Here is a 19172-nt window from a genome sequence, read left to right as displayed (position 1 = left end):
GTGCACCGGAGCACCCCGAGGGCCACCACCTGGACCCCAGCGCCCCGCAGCCGTCGGCCTCGCTCACCTGACCTGCGGATCTGCGAGCAGAACGACTCGATCGGCCGCGACGTCGAAGCCGAGCACCGGACGACCGCAGTCGCCTTCCGGGTCCATCAGTACGGGCTTGCGCAGCCGCCGCCCGATCTCCCGAAGGAAGCCGCAGAACACATCGAGTCGGTCCTGGCCCTGCAACTCCCGCAGGTCGACGTCGAAATCGACTTCATCGTCGGTACGGAATCGGAAGATCGCCAACACGTCGGCGGTCGGCCACACCCGCAGTTCCGGATGTGCGGCGTACTCGGCATCCGCCGGGCGGGCCGGCACGGACTCCGCCCGGGGCACGGGAAGCACCGTCTCCCCCTCGGAGTACCGGCACCGCCAGCCCTTCTCCGCGACAAGATCGAGGATCGCCTGCCAGTCCTCCACCGAGGCATGCGCGACCCGCACGTCCGGCAGCGACCCCACCAGGTCCGGGTCGAAGAAGGAACTCACGTCGTCCCACAACAGATCAGCCACCCCGCCACGCTGCCCTGCTCGCCGACCCGACGCACCCCGTTTTCCCTGGCCAGCGGCATGGAGGCACCCCCGCGCCAACCGGAACGACCAAGAGCCGCACCCCCGTCCAGGAGTGCGGCTCTCAGCCGAAGCCTCGCGCCGGCCGCCGGCCACCGGCCAGACGTCAGCCGACGCCCGGCCGCCGACCGAAGCCCGCCGGTCAGTCAGCGCTCAACTGCCGGTCACTGGCCGGCAGTCAGCCGACGCTGAGCTTGACGTCGATGTTGCCCCGCGTGGCGTTCGAGTACGGGCACACCTGGTGGGCCTTTTCGACCAGGTCCTTGGCGGTGGCCTCGTCCACGTTCGGAATGGAGGCGTTGATCTCGACCGTGAGGCCGAAACCGCCGGACGGGGTCTTGCCGATGCCGACCTTGGCGGTCACCCGGGAGCCGGAGACGTCCGCCTTCTCCTGGCGGGCGACGACGCTGAGCGCGCCCTGGAAGCAGGCGCTGTAGCCGGCCGCGAAGAGCTGCTCGGGGTTGGTGCCGGCGCCGCTGCCACCCTGCTCCTTGGGCGGATTGACGACGACGTCCAGCTTGCCGTCGTCGCTGGCGACGCGGCCGTCCCGGCCGTTCTCCGCGGTGGCGACGGCGGTGTAGACGACGTCTACGGGCTGGATGGACATAGAGATCCTCCTGTGGTTCGCCGCGACTCGCGCCCACGATCGCGACGGCTTGGGGCCGAGCCTAGTGGCCCGGCGGGACCGGCTCCGTGAAGGGTCAGTCCGTGAGATCGACGATCATCTTGCCGGTGTTGTCACCGCGCAGCAGGCCGAGAAACGCCTCGAAGCCGTTCTCGATGCCGGCGACCTTGGTCTCGCTGAACTTCAGCTCACCCGAACGCACCCAGGCCGAGACCTCGGAGACGAACTGCTCCTGGAGGTGGCTGTGGTCGGCGACGAGCATGCCCTGGATGCGCAGCCGCTTGCCGATGACCGTCGCGAGGTTGCGCGGCGCCGGGGTCGGCTCGGTGGCGTTGTACTGCGAGATCATGCCGCAGACGGCGACCCGGCCGTGCACGTTCAGCGAGTCGAGGGCGGCTTCCAGGTGGTCGCCGCCGACGTTGTCGAAGTAGACGTCGATGCCGTCGGGGGCGGCGTCCCGGAGCTGGTCCTTGACGGACCGGTCGGACTTGTAGTTGAAGGCGGCGTCGAAGCCGTATTCCTCCGTCAGCAGCTTGACCTTCTCGTCGGAGCCCGCACTGCCGATGACGCGCGAGGCGCCCTTGAGCTTGGCGATCTGGCCGACCTCGCTGCCGACCGCGCCGGCCGCGCCGGACACGAAGACGGCGTCGCCCTCCTTGAAGGAGGCGACCTCCAGCAGGCCCGCGTAGGCCGTCAGGCCCGGCATGCCGAGCACGCCCAGGTAGGCGGAGAGGGGCGCCAGGGAACCGTCCACCTTGGCGATCTTGGCGGCGTCCACCACCGCGTACTCGCGCCAGCCCTTGAAGTGCAGGACGTGGTCACCGACCGCGAAGCCGTCGGCGTTGGAGGCGACGACCTCGCCGACCGCGCCACCCTCCATCGGCTCGTCCAGCTGGAAGGGCGGGGAGTAAGACTTCACGTCGTTCATCCGGCCGCGCATGTACGGGTCGACGGAGAAGTACAGGTTGCGGACGAGGAGCTGCCCCTCGCCGGGCTCGGAGATCTCGGCCTCGCGGAGCGCGAAGTCCTCCGGCTTCGGCCAGCCGTGCGGGCGGGCGACCAGGTGCCATTCGCGGCCGGACGTGGGCAGTGCGGACATGGGCTGCTCCTCCTCGAAATACTTCAGGTGCTGAAACAACAATGCTCCTCGATATTTCATGTTGTCAAGTAATTCGGTATCCTGGTGTCATGACTCCTCGCGCAGACCACCTGACCGCCGAGGTCGTCGAGCTGATCGGCACCGTCGTGGCCCGCTATCACGAGGAGTACGAGCACGCGGCGGCCGAGCACTCCCTCACCGGCGCCCAGGCGCGCGTTCTCGGCCTGCTCGCCCGCGAGCCGATGCCGATGCGCCGGATAGCCCGGAGCCTGAAGTGCGAGCCGTCGAACGTGACCGGGATCGTGGACCGGCTGGAGTCCCGCGGCCTGGTCGAGCGCCGCCCGGACCCGGCCGACCGCCGGGTCAAGCTGGCCGCCCCCACCGAGACGGGCCGGGCGACGGCGGCGCAGCTGCGCGACTCCCTGGACTTCGCGCGCGAGCCGCTCGGCGAGCTGTCCGTCACGGAGCGCGCGCTGCTCAAGGAGCTGCTCCAGCGGATGCTCGGCGTCACACCGGAGTAGCGCCGGAGCAGCGTCGGACCAGCGCCGCCGACCGGGCGAGCGCGAGCCGGCGGACACCGGCCGGCGGACGCGCCCCGGAAGCCGCCCGTCCGGACGCCGCACCGCCGGACGCCGCCGACCGAACTCCCGGCCGGAAGTTGTGAAGCGAACTATCGTGGCGTCATGACTGATCAGAATGCGTCTTCCCCGAACACCACTCGTCACACAGTCGACTTCTACTTCGACCCCCTCTGCCCCTTCGCCTGGATCACCTCGCGCTGGATCCTGGAGGTGGAGGCCCACCGCGACATCGACCTGCGCTTCCGCGTGATGAGCCTGGCCGTCCTCAACGACGGCCGCGAGGGGCTGCCGGAGCAGTACCGGGAGCTGCTGGCCAAGGCCTGGGGCCCGGTGCGGGTATGCATCGCCGCCGCCCAGAAGCACGGCGAGGACGTACTGCGCGACCTGTACACCGCGCTCGGCACGCGCCTGCACAACGACAGCCGGGACGACTACGGCACCGTCATCGAGGAGGCGCTCGCCGAGGCCGGGCTGCCCGCCGAGCTGGCCGGTGCCGCCGACAGCACGGAGTACGACGACGCGCTGCGCAAGAGCCACCACGAGGGCATGGACCCGGTCGGCGAGGAGGTCGGCACGCCCACCATCCACATCGACGGCGTGGCCTTCTTCGGTCCGGTGCTGACCGCGATCCCGCGTGGCGAGGACGCCGTACGGGTCTTCGACGGCGCCCGGCTCCTCGCCGGCTACGACAAGTTCTTCGAGCTGAAGCGGACCCGGACGGGGGACCTGGACTTCAGCTGACCCGAAGCCGGTTGTCAGTGGCGGGACTTACCGTGGCGTCATGAACGCTTCGACGTACGACCGCCACTGCTCCGAAATCGTCGAGCAGACCGACCTGTTGAGGTCGCGCGTGCGGGGCGCGGCCCAGCTGAGAACCCCGGTGCCCACCTGCCCCGGCTGGAACGTCGGCCAGTTGCTGCGGCATCTGGGCGGTGCCCACCGCTGGGTGGAGGAGGTCATACGCACCGGGACGGAACGGCCCCCGCCCGACGGGCACTTCCGCGATCTGTCGCCGTACGCCGACGAGGACCCGGCCGTGCTGGACGGCTGGCTGGGCGAGGGGGCCGCCCTGCTGGCCGAGACCCTGCGGACCGCCGGGCCGAGTGCGGAAGCCTGGGTTCCCGTGCCCCAGCTGGGCCCGGCGGCCGCGTTCTTCGCCCGCCGGATGGCCAACGAGACGGTGATCCACCGCGCCGACGCCTTCCTGGCCGAGGGCGTGCCGTTCACGCTCGGCGAGGAGACCGCCGCCGACTGCTTCGGCGAGTGGCTGGAGCTGGCCGCACAGCCACAGACCCTCGATCACCGCCCGGAGCTGCGAGAACTTCTCGGCCCCGGCCGCACACTGCGCTTCCGGGCCACCGGCACGGCACCGGGGACGCCGGCCGAGTGGCTGGTGGACCTCACCGGCGCGGCGATCACCTGGCGCCACGCACCCCGTGAGGAGGCCGCCGTCACCGTCAGCGGCCCGCTGACCGACCTGCTGCTGGTTCTCTACCGCCGGTTGCCCGCCCGCAGCCCCGGCATCGTGATCGGTGGTGATGTGGAGCTGCTGGATTCCTGGCTGGAGCGGGTCAGCTTCGGGTGACGGGGGCGATGGGAATCGGCAGCGGCATCGGCGTCGGCATCGGCGTCGGCATCGGCATCGGCATCGGCAGAAGGGGAAGCAGCAGAAGGGGAAGCGGTGCCGGGGGCGCCGGACTCGCGCCTGCCCGTGACCGGCTTGCATTCGGTCGCCTCCTCCCCCGGCTCCGGAGACTGCGTCCGTACGCCCCTGAGCAGCGCCGCGGCCAACAGCGCGCCCAGGACCATCACGGCTGCCGCGCCGAGCAGCACCGCGTGCAGGCCGCCGAGGAACGCCGTACGGGCCGCCGTGAGCAGCGCCTCCCCGGCCTGCCCCGGCAGTTCCCCCGCGACTGCCGCGGCTCCGGCCAGGGTTTCCCGTACGGTGTCCGCCGCGCCCGCGGGGAGCCCGCCGGGGACGGCGCTGTCGATCTCGCCGCGGTAGACGGCGTTGCCGAGGGTGCCCAGGAAGGCCAGGCCCAGGGCGCCGCCCAGTTCGGAGCCGGATTCCAGGAGGGCGGAGGCCGAGCCCGCGCGCTGCGGCGGGGCGACGCCGAGGGCCAGTTCGGTGCCGAGCGACATCACCATGACCAGCCCCGCCGCGTAGACGCTGGCGCCGATGAGCACGATCCACAGCGGCGTGTCCGCCGCCACCCGGGACACCCACAGGAACCCTCCGGCGGCGGCCAGGAAGCCGCCGGCGATGACGAACGCCCGGCCCGTACGGCGGGCGAGGGCGGCCGCGGCCGGGGCCATGCCGCCGACCGCGAGGGTCGGCACCACGTTCCACAGGGCGGCTTCCAGCGGACTCATGCCCCGTACGGACTGGAGGTACTGGGTGAAGAAGACCGCGCTGCCGACCAGCGCGAACATCGCCAGCAGGTTCATCAGGACGGATCCCGAGTAGCCGCGATGGCGGAAGAGTTCCAGGTCCAGCATCGGGTGCCGGGCGGTGCGCTGGCGGCGTACGAACCCGGCGGCGGCCAGCAGTCCGGCCGCGACGGCCAGTGCGGGCAGCGTCTCGAAGCCGTTGCGGGCCAGCTCCTTGATGCCGTAGACGACCGGGAGCATCGCCGCCAGGGAGAGCAGCGCGCCCGGCAGGTCGAAGCGGCCCGCCGCCGGGTTCTTGAACTCGGGCAGCAGCAGGGGCCCGGCCACGAGCAGCAGCACCATCGCCGGAGCGTTGATCAGGAAGACCGAGCCCCACCAGAAGTGTTCCAGCAGCACCCCGCTGAGCACCGGACCGAGCGCGATGCCGCCCATCATGCCGCCGGACCAGATCGCGACGGCCTTGCCGCGCTGCCCGGCGTCGTGGAACAGGTTGCGGATCAGGGCCAGGGTGGACGGCATGAGGGTGGCGCCGCCGACGCCGAGCACCGCGCGGGCGGCGATGAGCGCGCCGGGGCTCTGCGCGTAGGCGGCGAGCGCCGAGGCGACGCCGAACAGGACGGCGCCGGTGAGCAGCAGCCTGCGGCGGCCGATGCGGTCGCCGAGGGCGCCCATGGTGATCAGGAGCCCGGCCAGGACGAAGCCGTAGACGTCGAGGATCCACAGCTGTTCGACGCCGCTGGGCGCGAGTTCGGCGGAGAGGAACGGTACGGCGAAGTAGAGCACCGAGACGTCCATCGAGACCAGCAGGCAGGGCAGCAGGAGCACCACCAGCGCGGTCCACTCGCGGCGCCCGGCACGCGGCGGAGGTGTATACGGGGTAAACGTCATAACCAGGAAGGTAGACAGGGCACGCTTACAGCGCAAACCTTGGGCCCAGCACAGGGATTGGAGGTGCGTCACACTAGTGCACCTCGCCTGCCCCCACCGGCGCTGTCGCAGCCTTGCTACGCCCACAACCCCCTGGTGCACTAGTATGGAGAGCCGGAGGCCGCCACCATGGACCGTTCAGCCACCCCCGCCACGAACCGTTCCGCCACCCCGCCGTACCGCCGCATCGTCGCGGAGATCCGGCGGCGTATCGATACGGGTGAACTGACCGCGGGCGACCGCGTGCCCTCGACGCGGCGGATCACCCGGGAGTGGGGGGTGGCGATGGCGACCGCGACCAAGGTCCTCACGACGCTGCGCCAGGAGGGCCTGGTCAGGGCGGTGCCGGGGGTGGGCACGGTGGTGGCGGAGACGGGAACGGGAGCGGAGGCGCGTACGCACCATGGGCCCGCGCCCCGGCCACGCGGCAGCAGCCACCACCCTCTCCCTGCCGCCTCCCAGCCCCAGCCCCCCGCCCTCAGCCGCGACCGCATCGTGCGGGCCGGCGTCCGGATCGCCGACGCCGAAGGGCTGCGCTCGCTGTCGATGCGCCGTGTGGCCGCCGAGTTCGGCGCTTCCTCCATGGCGCTCTACCGCCATGTGGCGAACAAGGACCAGCTGGTCATGCTGATGGCGGACGCCACCTTCGCCGAGATCGAACTGCCCGCCCCGGCGCCACGGCACTGGCGCGCGCGGATGGAGGCCGGAGCCCGCCTCCAGTGGCAGCTGTACCAGCGGCATCCATGGGTCGCCCAGTGGCTGTCGATCACTCGCCCGCAGCCGTTGCCGCACGCGATGACCCTCATCGAGTGGACCATGGGGGCGACCCGGTTCGATCCGCTGACCAAGCTGCGGCTGGCCCTGACGCTGCTCAACCACGTACGCGGCACGGCGGTGGCCATGGAGGAGGACCTGGAGGCCGAGCAGCAGACCGGCATGGACCAGGACCAGTGGATGGTGTCGCAGGAACCGGAGTACGAGCAGATCCTGGAGTCCGGTTCTTTCCCGATGTACGCGGGGATCGACGCCATGGACGACGCGGGGACGCTCCAACTGGACGCGCTGTTCGAGTTCGGGCTGGCCCGGCTGCTGGACGGCTTCGAGGTGTTCAGCGACGGCAGGGAGGGCCGCCCGGCACACTGAGTTCGCCGCGCAGCCGCCGGGCCCGCAGGACCAGTTCCAGTTCGAATCGGCGGTCCGGATCGTCCACCTCGTCACCCCACAACTCGCGTATTTGACGCAGTCGGTAGCGCACGGTCTGCGGGTGGACGCCGAGCCGGGCGGCCACCTCGGGCGCGCCGCCGCGCGTCTCCAGCCAGGCGAGGAGGGTCTCGGCCAGCCGGCGTCCGTGGGTGGGGCCGCAGTGCGCCAGGGGCTCCAGCCGCCGCCGGGTCAGGTCCTCGATCAGCTCCTCGGGCGGCAGAAGGACCAGCGCCTCGGTGTGATCGGTGCAGTGCAGCAACTGCCCGGCGGGCAGCAGGCCCCGCTCGATCAGATCGACCGCGGTGTTGGCCCAGCGCAGCGACTTGGCCGCGTGCGCCAGCGGTACGGCTGGGCCGAGCGCGCCAGACCACCCCGCCGTGGCCCGCTGGAGTAGTTCCCTGCGCCCGGCGGCGTCCGGCTCCGGCACCACCATGCGGGGCCGCTCGCACTCCATGTCCAGGAGGACGTCCGTGCCGACGGCGGGCGCGACGGACTCACGGGCGGGGCGCAGCAGTACGGCCACGGCGACCTGTGCGGGCAGCGCCCAGCCGATCCTGGCAGCACGGTCGGTGAGCGCGGGGGCGGTGTGCGCGCGGGTCCCGGCGGTGAACAGCTGCTCCATGAGACGGCGTTGGTGCCGCAGCCGTTCGCCCGCCTGGCGGGCCGCGGCCTCGGCGAAGCCCCTTACCGATTCGGCGACCAGCCCGTCCAGGTACTCGAAACCCGATTCGGCCAGTTCGTACATGGCGGGGGCCGGAATCGCCACCTGCTGGCCGATCTCGGCCAGCCGCCGCCAGGCCAGCCGTACGCCCAGCCGGTAGATGGCTTGCAGGGCGTCCAGACTGCGGCCCTGGATGCCCGCGCCGCGGCCGAACTCCTGGAAGATGCGCGGGTGGACGTGCGGACTGTCCAGGCCGGCGGACATGTGCTCCACGAAGTGCTCCAGCGACTGCCGGATGCCGACCAGCGCGCGCGGCTCGCCGTACTCGTCCAGGGCCAGCGGCAGTTGTGGGTATTCGCGGCGGATCTCCCCCAGGATGCGCTGGGCGAGCGCCGGGACCTCGTCCAGAGCGCGCGCGGCGAACTCCCGCACCTGCCCCGGGGGTACGTCACGCCAGGCCGAGCGGACGGTCTCCACCACGCCTGCGGCCTCCCCTAAGGCGTCCGGTCGAAGGTCACCAGCGGCACGTTCGGCTGTTCCGGCGTGGCGTCCAGGGCGGCGACGATGCCGAGGGAGGCGCCTACGGCCAGGGCGGCGGCGCCCAGCGAGGTCAGTACGGCGGCGAGCAGTCTGTGCATGGCGCGGCGGGCCCCTTCGGTGGCGGGTACGTCGAGGGTTGCGCGGCGCACCGGTCCGGCCCGGCCCGGTCCGCTGACGGCCTCGGGCGCACGCGGGACCGCACGGCGGCGGCCGCGGTGCCGTACCGCGCCGACGGGACGCCGGGCCGCGGCGGCCGCGGTGCCTGCCGAGTGTGTGGGGGCATTGACGGCATGTCAAGGATGCGCCTACGGTTCCCGCCCGTTCACCCGGACCACCGCCACGCCGCACGCGCACTGCCCCCGCCGCCCTCAGGAGTGCCCGTATGCGTAAGACCGCCTCACCCTTTTCCCTGGTCCTGCTGGGCCTCGGCGTCTTCCTCCTGGTGCTCGCCCCGATGCTCGCCTGGTACGTCGCGCCGCGCGCCCAGCGCACTCCGGTGGACGTCGACGTGACCACCGTCTTCACCGGCACCGGCAGCTACTTCGACACCGGGACGCTGCGCCCGAAGAACCGGCAGAAGATCACCGTCACCCGGCACGTGCTGGGGGACGTGGCGGCGAGCGAGCGCAGCGGGCGGGCCGTGTGGGACGTGTCCACGACGGTCGACACCCCGGAGACCCTGGAGCTGAAGGACCCGCGCAAGGCGTTCCAGTGGACGCGGGAACGGTGGGTCACCGACCGGCGCACCAACGCCCCGGTGCACTGCTGCGAAGAGGCACCGACCCGCTTCGAAGGGGACGCGTACCTGAAGTTCCCCTTCGACGTGCAGCGCCGGACCTACCGCTGGTGGGACAGCACGCTCGGCGCCGCGGTCCCGCTCCGCTTCGCCGGCACCAAGCAGGTACAGGGGTACCAGGGCTACCGCTTCACCGGGACCGTCGCGCCCACCAGGACGGGCAGCCGGCAGGTTCCGGGGCGGCTGGTCGGGCGGCCGGCGCAGGGCCAGGTGCAGGCCGAGGAGTGGTACGCGAACAGTGGGATCGAGCTGGTCGTCGAGCCGCGCACCGGCCGGATCATCAACGCGTCGATCTCGCCGCACAAGACGCTGCGGGCGCCCGGGGCGCGGACCGACGCGGTGACGCTGCTGCGCGGGTCGGGGCTGGAGTTCACGCCCGCCACCCAGCGCAAGCAGGTGGCGCTCGCGGACGCGGACAGCACCAAGCTCAAGACGGTCGGCGAGACGGCGCCGCTCGCGGCAGCCGTGGCGGGCGGCGGACTGACGCTTTTCGGAGTGGTGCTGGTGGTGCGCGGGAGGCGCCGGTTCAGCTGATCCTGCGCGAAGTGATGAGGCGTCAGGCGGAGCCGGGGCGGAAATTGTCACGCCGGTGAGTAGCCGCATCGAACAGGGCGGCGAAAACTATCCAGCTCACCCACCCGCGTCCCCGTCCCCGTCCCCGCACCGGTCCTCGTCCCGATCGTCGCACCGGCCCTCGTCCCCGTACCTGTCCCCTTGCCCGTCCCCCCGTCCCCCCGTCCCCCGTCCGCAGCCCCAGGCCGGCAGGTCCGCACGACTCAGTACGCAGTACGTCCCCCCACACCACTGGTACCGCACCCTGAGACGAGTTGGAGCGCACATGCCCCAGCACGTACGACCGTCCTTGTCCGCCGCACCACCCGCACGCCGCGAACCACCCGCACGCCATGAATCACCCGAACGATCCGCAACGACCGCACGTTCCGCAACACCCGCACACCACGAATCTCTCACCCACCCCACACCCCCAATCCCCCACCGCATCGTCTTCCTCGCCCGCCGCGACCTCGGCAACCCCGCCGCCGGCGGCTCGGAACTGCTCGTCGACCGCATCGCCGAAGGCCTGACCGCGCACGGCCACGAGGTCACCCTGCTGTGCGGCGGCCCCGCGGCCGACCGCGGCTACCGGGTGGTCTCCGCGGGCGGCGACGCCGGTCACTTCCTCCGGGTACGACGGCAGTTCAGCCGCCGGGTCGGCGCGTGCGACCTGCTGGTCGAGGTCTGCAACGGCATGCCGTACCTGGCGCCCCTGTGGCACACCGGACCGACGCTGTGCCTGGTCAACCACGTCCACACGGACCTGTGGGGCATGCGCTACCCCGCGCCCGCCGCCCGGCTCGGCCGCCGGCTGGAGCACTGGGCGCTGGCCGGTACCCACCGCGGCAACCTCATGGTCGCCGTGTCGGGCTCGACCGCCGCCGCGCTGCGCGGGCTCGGCGTGGAGCGGGAGCGCATCCGCCTGGTGCACAACGGGGTGGAGGAGCCGGGGCCGCTGCTCCCCGAGGCGCCGGAGCCGCTGTTCCTGGCCATGGGCCGGCTGGTCGAGTACAAGCGTGTCGATCTGCTGCTGCGCCTGTGGGAGCGGGTGCGGCCGGTCACCGGCGGCCGGCTGGTGATCGTCGGTGACGGTCCGGAGCGCGACCGGCTGACGGCCATGGCCGGTCCCGACGTGCACTTCACCGGCCGGATCAGCGAGCAGGACAAGCACGAACTCCTCTGCCGCGCCTGGCTGCTGCTGCATCCGTCGCTGGTCGAGGGCTGGGGTTTGGTCGTCATGGAGGCGGCCGCCCGGCACACCCCGGCCGTCGGGTTCGACATCCCCGGCCTGCGCGACTCGGTCGACGACGGGGTGACCGGGCTGCTGGCGCGCGGCGAGAGTTCCTTCGCCGCGCACTGGTGCACGCTGGCGCTCAGCCACCCGCGACGGCAAGCGCTGGGTGCCGCCGCCGCGCAGCGCGCCGCGCGCTTCCGGTGGAGCGGCACGGTCCGCAGCTTCCGCGCCGTGGCGGCCGAGTCGTACGCCGAGGCACACCTCGACCTCCCCGCCGGGCGGTGATGCTGAGGTGCGGGACCCTTCCCTGCGCAGATCTCTCACCCTTTTCCGCGCCTTCCTGCGCGAGCAGCACGACCCCGAGCACTGCTACGGCCTGCTCGCCCGGGACGCCGCCGACCAGATCGAGCGGTACGAGCCGCTGAAGGGCCGGGTCGTGGCGGACATCGGCGGCGGCAGCGGGCACTTCATCGAGGAGTTCCGGCGCCGCGGCGCGCACGGCTACCTCTTCGAGCCCGACCTGCGCGAACTGGCCGCGCGCGGGCGCCCCCCGAGCGGCGCGGTGCTCGCCGACGGCTACCTCCTCCCGCTGGCCGACGGCGCCGCCGACGTGTGCTTCTCCTCCAACGTCCTGGAGCACGTGGCGGATCCGCAGACCTTCCTCAGCGAGCTGGTGCGGGTCACCCGTCCCGGCGGTCTGATCTATCTGTCGTTCACCAACTGGCTGTCCCCCTGGGGCGGGCACGAGATGGCGCCGTGGCACTACCTGGGCGCCCGGCGGGCCCGCGAGCGCTACCGGCGGCGTACCGGCCGGGCCGCCAAGCACACCCTCGGCGAGAACCTGTTCGCGCTGCACGTCGGCCGGACGCTGCGGCAGATCAGGGCGCGGGACGACGTGTGGATCGTGACGGCCCGCTCCCGGTACGCGCCGTTCCTCGCCGAAACGATCCCGCGCCTGCCGGGCGTACGTGAAGTAGCCACCTGGAACCTTCTCCTCATCCTGCGGCGGTTGCCATGACCCAGACGCTCGTGTCCAGCTCACCGGGATCACCGGACGCCGGAGGCACCCCGGCGTCCGCGCCGGGCGCGCCGCCGCCCGGACCGCCGCGGTCCCGGCGCTGGCTGCTGGCGTTCTGGGCCGTCACCTTCGTGCTCTTCCTCGCGCCGTCCGCCGGGAAGATGACCTTCGAGACGAAGCTGGGGGTGACCACCGACCCCTGGCGGTTCCTCGGCGACCTCGGGCAGCTCTGGCACGACCGGGCGGGCTTCGGCGGCATCACGGACCAGTACGTCGGCTACGCGTTCCCGTCCCTGCCGTACTACGCGCTGACGGACCTCGTGCACCTGCCGGTGTGGCTCGCCGAGCGGCTGTGGATGTCGCTGATCGTCACCACCGCCTTCTGGGGCGCGCTGCGGCTGGCGGAACGGCTGCGCGTCGGCACGCCGCCGGCCCGCCTGCTCGCCGCCGCCGCGTACGCGCTGTGGCCGACGTTCACCATGGTCATCGGCTCCACCTCCGCCGCCGCACTGCCGGGCGCGCTGCTCCCCTGGGTGCTGCTGCCGCTGACCGACCACCGCGCGTCGGCGCGCTTGGCCGCCACCCGCTCCGCGCTGCTCATCCCCTTCATGGGCGGCGTCAACGCAGCATCCACCCTGGCGTCGCTGCTGCCCGTCCTGCTGTACGTGCTGTCGCGTACGGGCACCCGGCGCAGAGCGCTGCTTGCGTGGTGGATTCCGGGCGTCGTCCTGGCGACCGCGTGGTGGGCCGTACCGCTGCTGCTGCTCGGGGTGTACGGCGAGAACTTCATGCCGTACATCGAGCAGGCCAACACCACGACCGGCACCATGTCGGCGACCGAACTGCTGCGCGGCGCCGGCAACTGGACCGGCTACCTCAACTTCGGCGAACCCTGGCTGCCGGCCGGCTGGACCATGGCGGCAGGCGTCGTCGCGATCCTCGGCTCGGCGCTGGCCGCCGCGCTGGGTCTGGCCGGGCTGGCCCGCCGGGACGCGCCGGAGCGGCGCTGGCTGCTGCTGACCGTGCTGGTGGTGGCCGGTATCTGCCTCACCGGGTACGCCGGTGCGCTGGGCGGCCCGTTCCACGGGGTGTGGCAGGACTGGCTCGACGGCTGGCTGCGGCCGTTCCGCAACATCTACAAGTTCGTGCCGGGCCTGGCGCTGGCCCTCGCGTTCGGCCTGGCGCATCTCGTCGGGGTGGCCGGTGAGCGGCGCGGCACCCGGCGCGTTCCCGGGCGCCGCCACCTCCCGCTGGTCGTCGCGCTGCTGACCGTGCCCGCGCTCGCCCTGCCGTTCCTCAACGGGACCGTCCTCCAGCCCGGCGCCTTCAAGAAGCTGCCGGACGCCTGGGAACGGACCGCCGACTGGCTGAAGAAGAACACCCCCGACAACCGCGCCCTCGTCGTCCCCGCCACCGCGCACGGCGTCTACACCTGGGGCTCCCCGATCGACCAGCCCCTGGACGTGCTCGCCCGCTCCCGGTGGGCGCAGCGCGACTACGTGCCCTTCGGGACGCCCGGCGTACGGCGCGCCATGGACGCCGTGGAACAGGCGCTGCTGACCGGCTCCGAAGTGCCGGGGCTGCGCGACTTCCTCGGCCGGGCGGGCCTGTACGACGTCGTCGTCCGCAACGATCTCGACCCCGACCAGATCGGCTACATACCGACACAGACCGTCAAGCGCACCCTGGAGGCGTCCGGCTACCGCCGGGTCGCCGCGTTCGGGCCGCTGACCACGGACGGGAAGATCGCCCCCGACACCCCCGTACAGATCCAGGGCCTGTACCCGCGCCAGCGCTCGGTGGAGATCTACGAACCGGTGGACACTCCGCGCCCCGGCCCGGTCACCGCCCGGCCCGTGGCGGACACCGCACAGGTCAGCGGAGGTCCTGAGGCGCTGCTGCCGCTGTCCGCCGACCCCACGCTGCGCCACCGGCCGGCCGTGCTGACCGGCGACAACCACCCGGGCGTCGGCACCCCGCCGCTCCAGCTGACCGGCGACGGGCTGCGCCGTGCCGACACCCGGTTCGGACTGGTCAACTCCAACACGTCCTACACGTACACGCCCGGGGAGCGGAATCACCCGGACAGCGTCCAGGACCCCGGGCGCCCGCCGCGGCAGATCCTGCCGGCCGAGGGCATCGGCCACCAGACCACCGGGGTGCTGCGCGGCGCCTCCTCCGTCACCGCCTCCAGCAGCGGCAACTGGCTGTTCCACCTGCCGCAGTACGACCCGGTGCACGCCTTCGACGGCGACCCGGACACCGGCTGGGCCGAGGGCAGCGCGGGCGAACCGGTCGGCCAGTGGCTGCGGATCGGCTTCACCCGTCCCACGTCCGTACCGTCCCGGATCGCGCTGACACCGCTCCCGGGTGACGGCATGCGGGCGGCGCCGACTTCCGTACGCGTCCGGACCGACCGGGGCAGCGTCGAGAGCCAACTGCTCACCAACGGCGCGAAGCAGCAGGTCAGAGCACCGGCCGGGGTCGCGAAGTGGCTGGAGATCACCATCACCGGGTCGCAGACGCCGCGCGCCGGACTGTCCGGCGCGGGCTTCTCCGAGGTGGAGATACCGGACGTGCAGGTCACCCGGCTGCTGCGACTCCCGGCGGACGCCGAGAAGTCCACGGCGCCCTCCGCCACGTACTCCCTGCACCGCGGCAGCGACCCCGGCGGCCTCTCGCCGGCCTCCGCCGAGGCAGGGCTGCACCGCCAGTTCCGTACGGGCACGAGCGCGTCGTACGCGGTGTCGGCCAAGGCCGTGGCCGTACCGGGACCGGAACTCGACCAGCTCCTGGACCGCGCGGCCACCCGCCAGAAAGAACGCGTCACCGTCACCGCCGACTCCACCAGCTTCGGCTCCGGCCGCTCGCTCAGCCCCCGCAACCTCGTCGACGGCGACCTGACCACCGCCTGGATCGCGGGCGACCGGCCCACCCTGCACCTGCGCTGGCCGGGCAAGCGGCCCGTCAGCCAGATCGTGCTGGCCGCGGCCGGCGGCATCTCCACCCGCCCGGAACAGATCCTGGTCAACTCCCCCGACGGCGCCGCGACCGCCGGTGTCGACGAGAACGGCCAGGCCCGCTTCGACCCCATCACCACCGACCGCCTCGACATCACCATCAGCAAGGTCAAGGAACTCACCGTCCACAACCCGGTCGCCGACCAGGCCCTGCAACTGCCCGTCGGCCTCAGCGAGGTCTACATCCCGCAGCTGGAGGCGCTGCGCACCCCGCCCCCCTCGGCCACCGACCGGTTCACGCTGGCGTGCGGCCAGGGCCCGCCGCTTGCCGTGGACGGCACCCTGCACGCCACCAAGGCCTCCGGCTACGTCCGCGACCTGACCGAACGCCGACCCGTCGACGTCGAACTGTGCGCGGGCGAAGCACGTGGCGGAAACCTCGAACTCCCCTCGGGCGAACACCGGGTGGAGGCCGGCGACCAGGGCCCGCTGGCGCTGACGGACGTCACCCTCAGCCGGGGCAGCGCCCCCGCGCCCGCGAGCGAACGGCGGACCGTGACGGCCGAGGACTGGGCGGGCGACCAGCGGTCGGTGCAGGTCGGCACCGGCGCCGCCGCGTACCTCCAGATGTACGAGAACGCCAACGACGGCTGGCACGCGACGCTCGACGGGCGCGAGCTGTCACCCGTCCGGCTCGACGGCTGGCAGCAGGGATTCCTGATCCCGGCGGGCCGAGGCGGGCTCGTGAAACTCTCGTACGCGCCCGCCACGACGTACGACCTCGGGCTGCTCGGCGGCGCGCTCGGTATCGCCGTACTCATCGGCTCCACCCTGGTGCGCCGCACACCGCGCACGCCGCCGCCGGAACCGCAGGTGCCGCCCGCGCCCTCCTGGGTACTGGGGGTCGTCGCCCTCACTGTGGTCGTGGCGCTCGCCGCCGGGCCGTACGCCGTGATCGTGCCGCTGCTGGCACTGGCGGCCCGGTTCCGGCCGGGGCTCCTGGTGCCGGTCTCGCTGCTGGCCATGGTGGGCGCCGGCATCACGGCGGCGCTCGGCGCGGGCGAACCGGCCGCCGCCGAAGCCGGGGCCTTCAGCGCCACGGCGCAGGCACTGGCGCTGCTGGCGCTGGCGGCCGCGGTGGTGACGGTGCCGGGTTCGTGGGCACGGCGCGGGGTGCGGGCGAGGGGTGGGACGGGGCCCCGGGGGGAGGCGGAGTTGGCGGAGGAAGCGGAAACGGTACCCATGCCGCCGGTCTCCGGGCCGGTGGCGTCGGGGCCGCCGGCACCGCCGCTGCCCAGACGACGGCGACGGCGTGGCGCGGCGCCGGAGAGCGCGACGCCTTCGGGCGGCGAGCCGCCCACGGGTAGTGAGCCTCCGCACGACGAGCCGTCCCCGGGCGACACGCTTCCGAACGTCATATCACCGGGCGGCACACCGCCGAACGACACACCACCTCACGGCACTTCACCGGACCGGAACGGGGAGGAACCCACTCGATGACCGCACTGCAGCCGGCACGACGGGAACCACCGGCCGGGGACGGGCCGCCCGGCACGGCGGACCGGACCGTACGGCGCATCCCGTTCCCGGTGGTCGACGAGATCACCCGGCACTGCCTCACGGACGACGAACCGGAGACCGTGCACATCGAGGTGCACCTGCCCGGACGGCCGGACCCCGACCGGCTGCGGGCGGCGTTCCGTGAGGCGCTGTGCCGGCACCCCCGCATCCTGATGCGCCAGGCACCGCACCGCTGGTGGCGGCGCCGGTACGAGTGGGAGCTGACCGGGGTGCCGGACGTGGACCCGGTCGTCTTCCCCCCGCCGGGCCCGGACGCCCTCGAACGGGCCCGGGAACGGGCCCTGGCCGACTGCCCGCCGCTGGACGCCTCGCCGCCGGTGCGTCTGGAGGTGGTCGAGCGGGGGCCGGACGGGGAGGGAAGCGAGGACGGGGCCTCCGCAGACGGCAACGGCAACGGCAACGGCAACGGCAACGGCAACGGCAACGGCGGCACGGTACTGCTCGTCACCATCAACCACACCGCGCTGGACGGCCCGGCCTGCCTGCGGGTGCTGGCCACCGCCGCCCAGCTCTACGGGGGCGCCGACAACTCCCCGGCGCCACCGCCCGTCCGCGCGCCCGGGGTTCCCATGGGCGGCGCTTCCCAGGACACACCGCCGCTCGGCGGCCACCGCCTGGCCAGGCCGGTACGGATCGCCGCGGAACGCGGGCCCCGGAGCGCGGGCAGCGAGGGCGGTTCGAGCGCCCGGGGCAACGGGATGCTCATCACCGAGCTGCCCGTCCCGGCCCGGCCGCCCCGCGTCGACGGCGTCGCCGCCTTCACCGTCAACGACCAGCTTCTCGTCGCCACCTGCCTGATGGTGGCCCGCTGGAACCACGTCCACGGGCGTCCGAGCGCCCCCGTCGTCGTGACCATGCCGGTGGACGACCGCCCGCGCGGTACGGACATGCCCATCGGCAACGGCACCCGGCTGGTCTCCGTCGGTTTCGGCCCGGAGGAGGAGCGGGACGCGGCGCTGCTCACGGCCGACCCGCCCGACCCGGCGGCGGTCGCCCGGCTGCTGCGGCGCACCGCCGCCCGCACCCGTTCCCTGAAGGCCGCGCCGGGCTCCCAACTCGGGCTCGGTGCCGCGCTGCTGACCGCGCCGGTGCTCCCGGTCGGCGCGCGCGGCGTCCTCGCGCGGGCGCTGCGCACGGCCGCCGCGCCCCTGGCGTCCACCACGCTGCTGTCCAACATCGGCCGCATCCCGTATCCGCTCGACTTCGGGGACGCGGGGCGCCCCACCGCCGTGTGGTTCTCGGCTCCGGCCCGTATGCCCCGCGGCCTGACCGTCACCACCGTCTCCGTCGGCGGGCGCGTCCAACTGGCGCTGCGCTGGTCGCACGCGCTCCTGGACGACGAGGCGGGCGCCCGCCTGGGCGCCCTCTTCGCCCGGTCGCTCGCGGCCACGTCCTGGACGCCGGGGGCCGGAGAAGACCGCACGGGTCGCACGGACCACACGGATCACACTGACCACCCGGATGACACGGGCCGCACAGATCGCACAGGTCGCACGGATCGCATGGATGGCACGGACCGCACGGATGGCACAGATGGCACGGATGGCACAGATAGCACGGATGCCACGGACCGCCCGGAAGGCACCGCCCCGTGACCCGGCAGGCCGCCACCGCCCGGGACACCGAAGCCCCACGGGCCACGGCGGGCCGCCAACCCCGGCACGCCCTCCGGGAGTTCTACGAGAACCCCGCCGTACCCGTCGCCTCCGGTGACGCCCGCAGCCACCGCCAGGCGCTGATGCTGGCCCGGGCACTGGGCCCGGTACGTCCGGACGCGCCCCCGGCCACCGTCCTGGACGTCGGGTGCGGCGACGGGCGCGCGGCCGCCGTCGCCGCCCGGGCCTTGACCGGTCACCGCATCATCGGCGTCGACTGGTCACAGGACGCGCTGCGCCGCGCCACGACCCGGGTTCCGTACGCCGTACGGGGCGAACTGGGCGACGGTGGGCTGCCGTTCGCGGACGGCAGCGCCGACGCCGTCCTCTTCAGCGAGGTCATCGAGCACCTCGTCGACCCCGACGCGGCCCTCGACGAACTGCGCCGGGTACTGCGTCCCGGCGGTCATCTGATGCTCTCCACCCCCAATCTCGCTGCCTGGTACAACCGCGGACTCCTCCTAGCGGGGGTCCAGCCCGTCTTCTCGGAGGTGAGCATGCGAGGCATCCACGGACGGCCCGGCACCCAGGTCGTCGGCCATCTGCGCCTCTACACCGCCCGCGCGCTGCGCGGCTTCCTGCCGGCCTGCGGCTTCGAGGTCGTACGGATCGCGGGGGCGCCGTACCACGACGTGCCGCGTCCGCTGCGGCCCCTGGACCGCGCCGCCTGCCGTCTGCCTTCGCTGGCCTCCGTCCTGCTCGTCCATGCCCGCCGGAGAAGGGAGTAGGGC

General features: G+C 73.0%; 16 protein-coding genes. 10 read left to right on the top strand and 6 right to left on the bottom strand.

Features of this window, described 5'->3' with window-relative positions:
* Positions 1 to 63: 63 nt before the first annotated feature.
* The 3 genes from JXZ78_RS19755 to JXZ78_RS19745 all read right to left on the bottom strand — a co-directional run bounded on the left by JXZ78_RS19755 (position 64) and on the right by JXZ78_RS19745 (position 2339).
* The gene (locus JXZ78_RS19755; protein ID WP_030023098.1) at positions 64 to 558 is read right to left on the bottom strand and encodes a hypothetical protein; all 495 of its coding nucleotides are present in this window, start codon (positions 556 to 558) and stop codon (positions 64 to 66) included.
* A 235-nt stretch (positions 559 to 793) separates the two neighbouring features.
* Positions 794 to 1222 carry an organic hydroperoxide resistance protein gene (locus JXZ78_RS19750; RefSeq protein ID WP_030023096.1) on the bottom strand — a complete coding sequence of 143 codons (429 nt, stop codon included), beginning with the start codon at positions 1220 to 1222 and terminating at the stop codon, positions 794 to 796.
* A gap of 94 nt (positions 1223 to 1316) precedes the next feature.
* Positions 1317 to 2339 carry an NADP-dependent oxidoreductase gene (locus JXZ78_RS19745; protein WP_030023095.1) on the bottom strand — a complete coding sequence of 341 codons (1023 nt, stop codon included), beginning with the start codon at positions 2337 to 2339 and terminating at the stop codon, positions 1317 to 1319.
* 89 nt (positions 2340 to 2428) lie between these two features.
* Here JXZ78_RS19745 and JXZ78_RS19740 point away from each other — a divergent pair, with 89 nt between their 5' ends.
* The 3 genes from JXZ78_RS19740 to JXZ78_RS19730 all read left to right on the top strand — a co-directional run bounded on the left by JXZ78_RS19740 (position 2429) and on the right by JXZ78_RS19730 (position 4505).
* Positions 2429 to 2860, top strand: coding sequence for a MarR family winged helix-turn-helix transcriptional regulator (locus JXZ78_RS19740; protein WP_030023094.1), 432 nt, complete (start codon positions 2429 to 2431; stop codon positions 2858 to 2860).
* Between the two features lie 162 nt (positions 2861 to 3022).
* Positions 3023 to 3661 (top strand): mycothiol-dependent nitroreductase Rv2466c family protein, encoded by a 639-nt coding sequence (locus JXZ78_RS19735; RefSeq protein ID WP_030023093.1) that lies wholly within the window; start codon positions 3023 to 3025, stop codon positions 3659 to 3661.
* A 40-nt stretch (positions 3662 to 3701) separates the two neighbouring features.
* On the top strand, positions 3702 to 4505 hold the full coding sequence (locus JXZ78_RS19730) for a maleylpyruvate isomerase family mycothiol-dependent enzyme (RefSeq protein ID WP_078624563.1): 804 nt from the start codon (positions 3702 to 3704) through the stop codon (positions 4503 to 4505).
* On the opposite strand, the gene JXZ78_RS19725 is transcribed toward JXZ78_RS19730, so the two are convergent.
* Positions 4412 to 6199, bottom strand: a complete 1788-nt coding sequence (locus tag JXZ78_RS19725; RefSeq protein ID WP_238783240.1) for an MFS transporter — start codon at positions 6197 to 6199, stop codon at positions 4412 to 4414. The genes JXZ78_RS19730 and JXZ78_RS19725 overlap by 94 nt on opposite strands.
* Before the next feature lie 168 nt (positions 6200 to 6367).
* On the opposite strand from JXZ78_RS19725, the gene JXZ78_RS19720 reads away from it, so the two are divergent.
* Positions 6368 to 7381, top strand: coding sequence for a GntR family transcriptional regulator (locus JXZ78_RS19720; protein ID WP_030023092.1), 1014 nt, complete (start codon positions 6368 to 6370; stop codon positions 7379 to 7381).
* On the opposite strand, the gene JXZ78_RS19715 is transcribed toward JXZ78_RS19720, so the two are convergent.
* Complete coding sequence (locus tag JXZ78_RS19715) at positions 7347 to 8582, bottom strand: PucR family transcriptional regulator (RefSeq protein WP_030023091.1); 1236 nt, start codon at positions 8580 to 8582, stop codon at positions 7347 to 7349. The two genes, JXZ78_RS19720 and JXZ78_RS19715, sit on opposite strands and share 35 nt — an antisense overlap.
* Before the next feature lie 14 nt (positions 8583 to 8596).
* Positions 8597 to 8740, bottom strand: coding sequence for a hypothetical protein (locus JXZ78_RS19710; protein WP_167515176.1), 144 nt, complete (start codon positions 8738 to 8740; stop codon positions 8597 to 8599).
* A 284-nt stretch (positions 8741 to 9024) separates the two neighbouring features.
* On the opposite strand from JXZ78_RS19710, the gene pgfA reads away from it, so the two are divergent.
* From pgfA to JXZ78_RS19680, 6 genes are all read left to right on the top strand, one after another.
* Positions 9025 to 9972: a cell envelope lipid trafficking protein PgfA gene (pgfA, locus tag JXZ78_RS19705; RefSeq protein WP_030023090.1), complete on the top strand. Its 948-nt coding sequence runs from the start codon at positions 9025 to 9027 to the stop codon at positions 9970 to 9972.
* Positions 9973 to 10276: 304 nt separating this feature from the next.
* Complete coding sequence (locus JXZ78_RS19700; protein ID WP_030023089.1) at positions 10277 to 11512, top strand: glycosyltransferase family 4 protein; 1236 nt, start codon at positions 10277 to 10279, stop codon at positions 11510 to 11512.
* A gap of 7 nt (positions 11513 to 11519) precedes the next feature.
* A complete protein-coding gene (locus JXZ78_RS19695) occupies positions 11520 to 12245 on the top strand; it encodes a class I SAM-dependent methyltransferase (protein ID WP_030023087.1) in 726 nt (241 codons plus the stop codon).
* Positions 12242 to 16705, top strand: coding sequence for an alpha-(1->3)-arabinofuranosyltransferase domain-containing protein (locus tag JXZ78_RS19690; protein WP_030023085.1), 4464 nt, complete (start codon positions 12242 to 12244; stop codon positions 16703 to 16705). The genes JXZ78_RS19695 and JXZ78_RS19690 overlap by 4 nt, the downstream gene beginning before the upstream one ends.
* Positions 16702 to 18381, top strand: a complete 1680-nt coding sequence (locus JXZ78_RS19685) for a hypothetical protein (protein WP_063726153.1) — start codon at positions 16702 to 16704, stop codon at positions 18379 to 18381. Before JXZ78_RS19690 ends, JXZ78_RS19685 begins: the two co-directional genes overlap by 4 nt.
* Positions 18378 to 19169: a class I SAM-dependent methyltransferase gene (locus JXZ78_RS19680; RefSeq protein WP_033039219.1), complete on the top strand. Its 792-nt coding sequence runs from the start codon at positions 18378 to 18380 to the stop codon at positions 19167 to 19169. Before JXZ78_RS19685 ends, JXZ78_RS19680 begins: the two co-directional genes overlap by 4 nt.
* Positions 19170 to 19172 lie beyond the last annotated feature (3 nt).

The sequence above is a fragment of the Streptomyces monomycini genome (assembly GCF_022271435.1).
In the GTDB taxonomy this organism is placed as follows: Bacteria; Actinomycetota; Actinomycetes; order Streptomycetales; family Streptomycetaceae; genus Streptomyces; species Streptomyces monomycini.
This window is presented reverse-complemented; position numbering and strand designations above follow the sequence as displayed.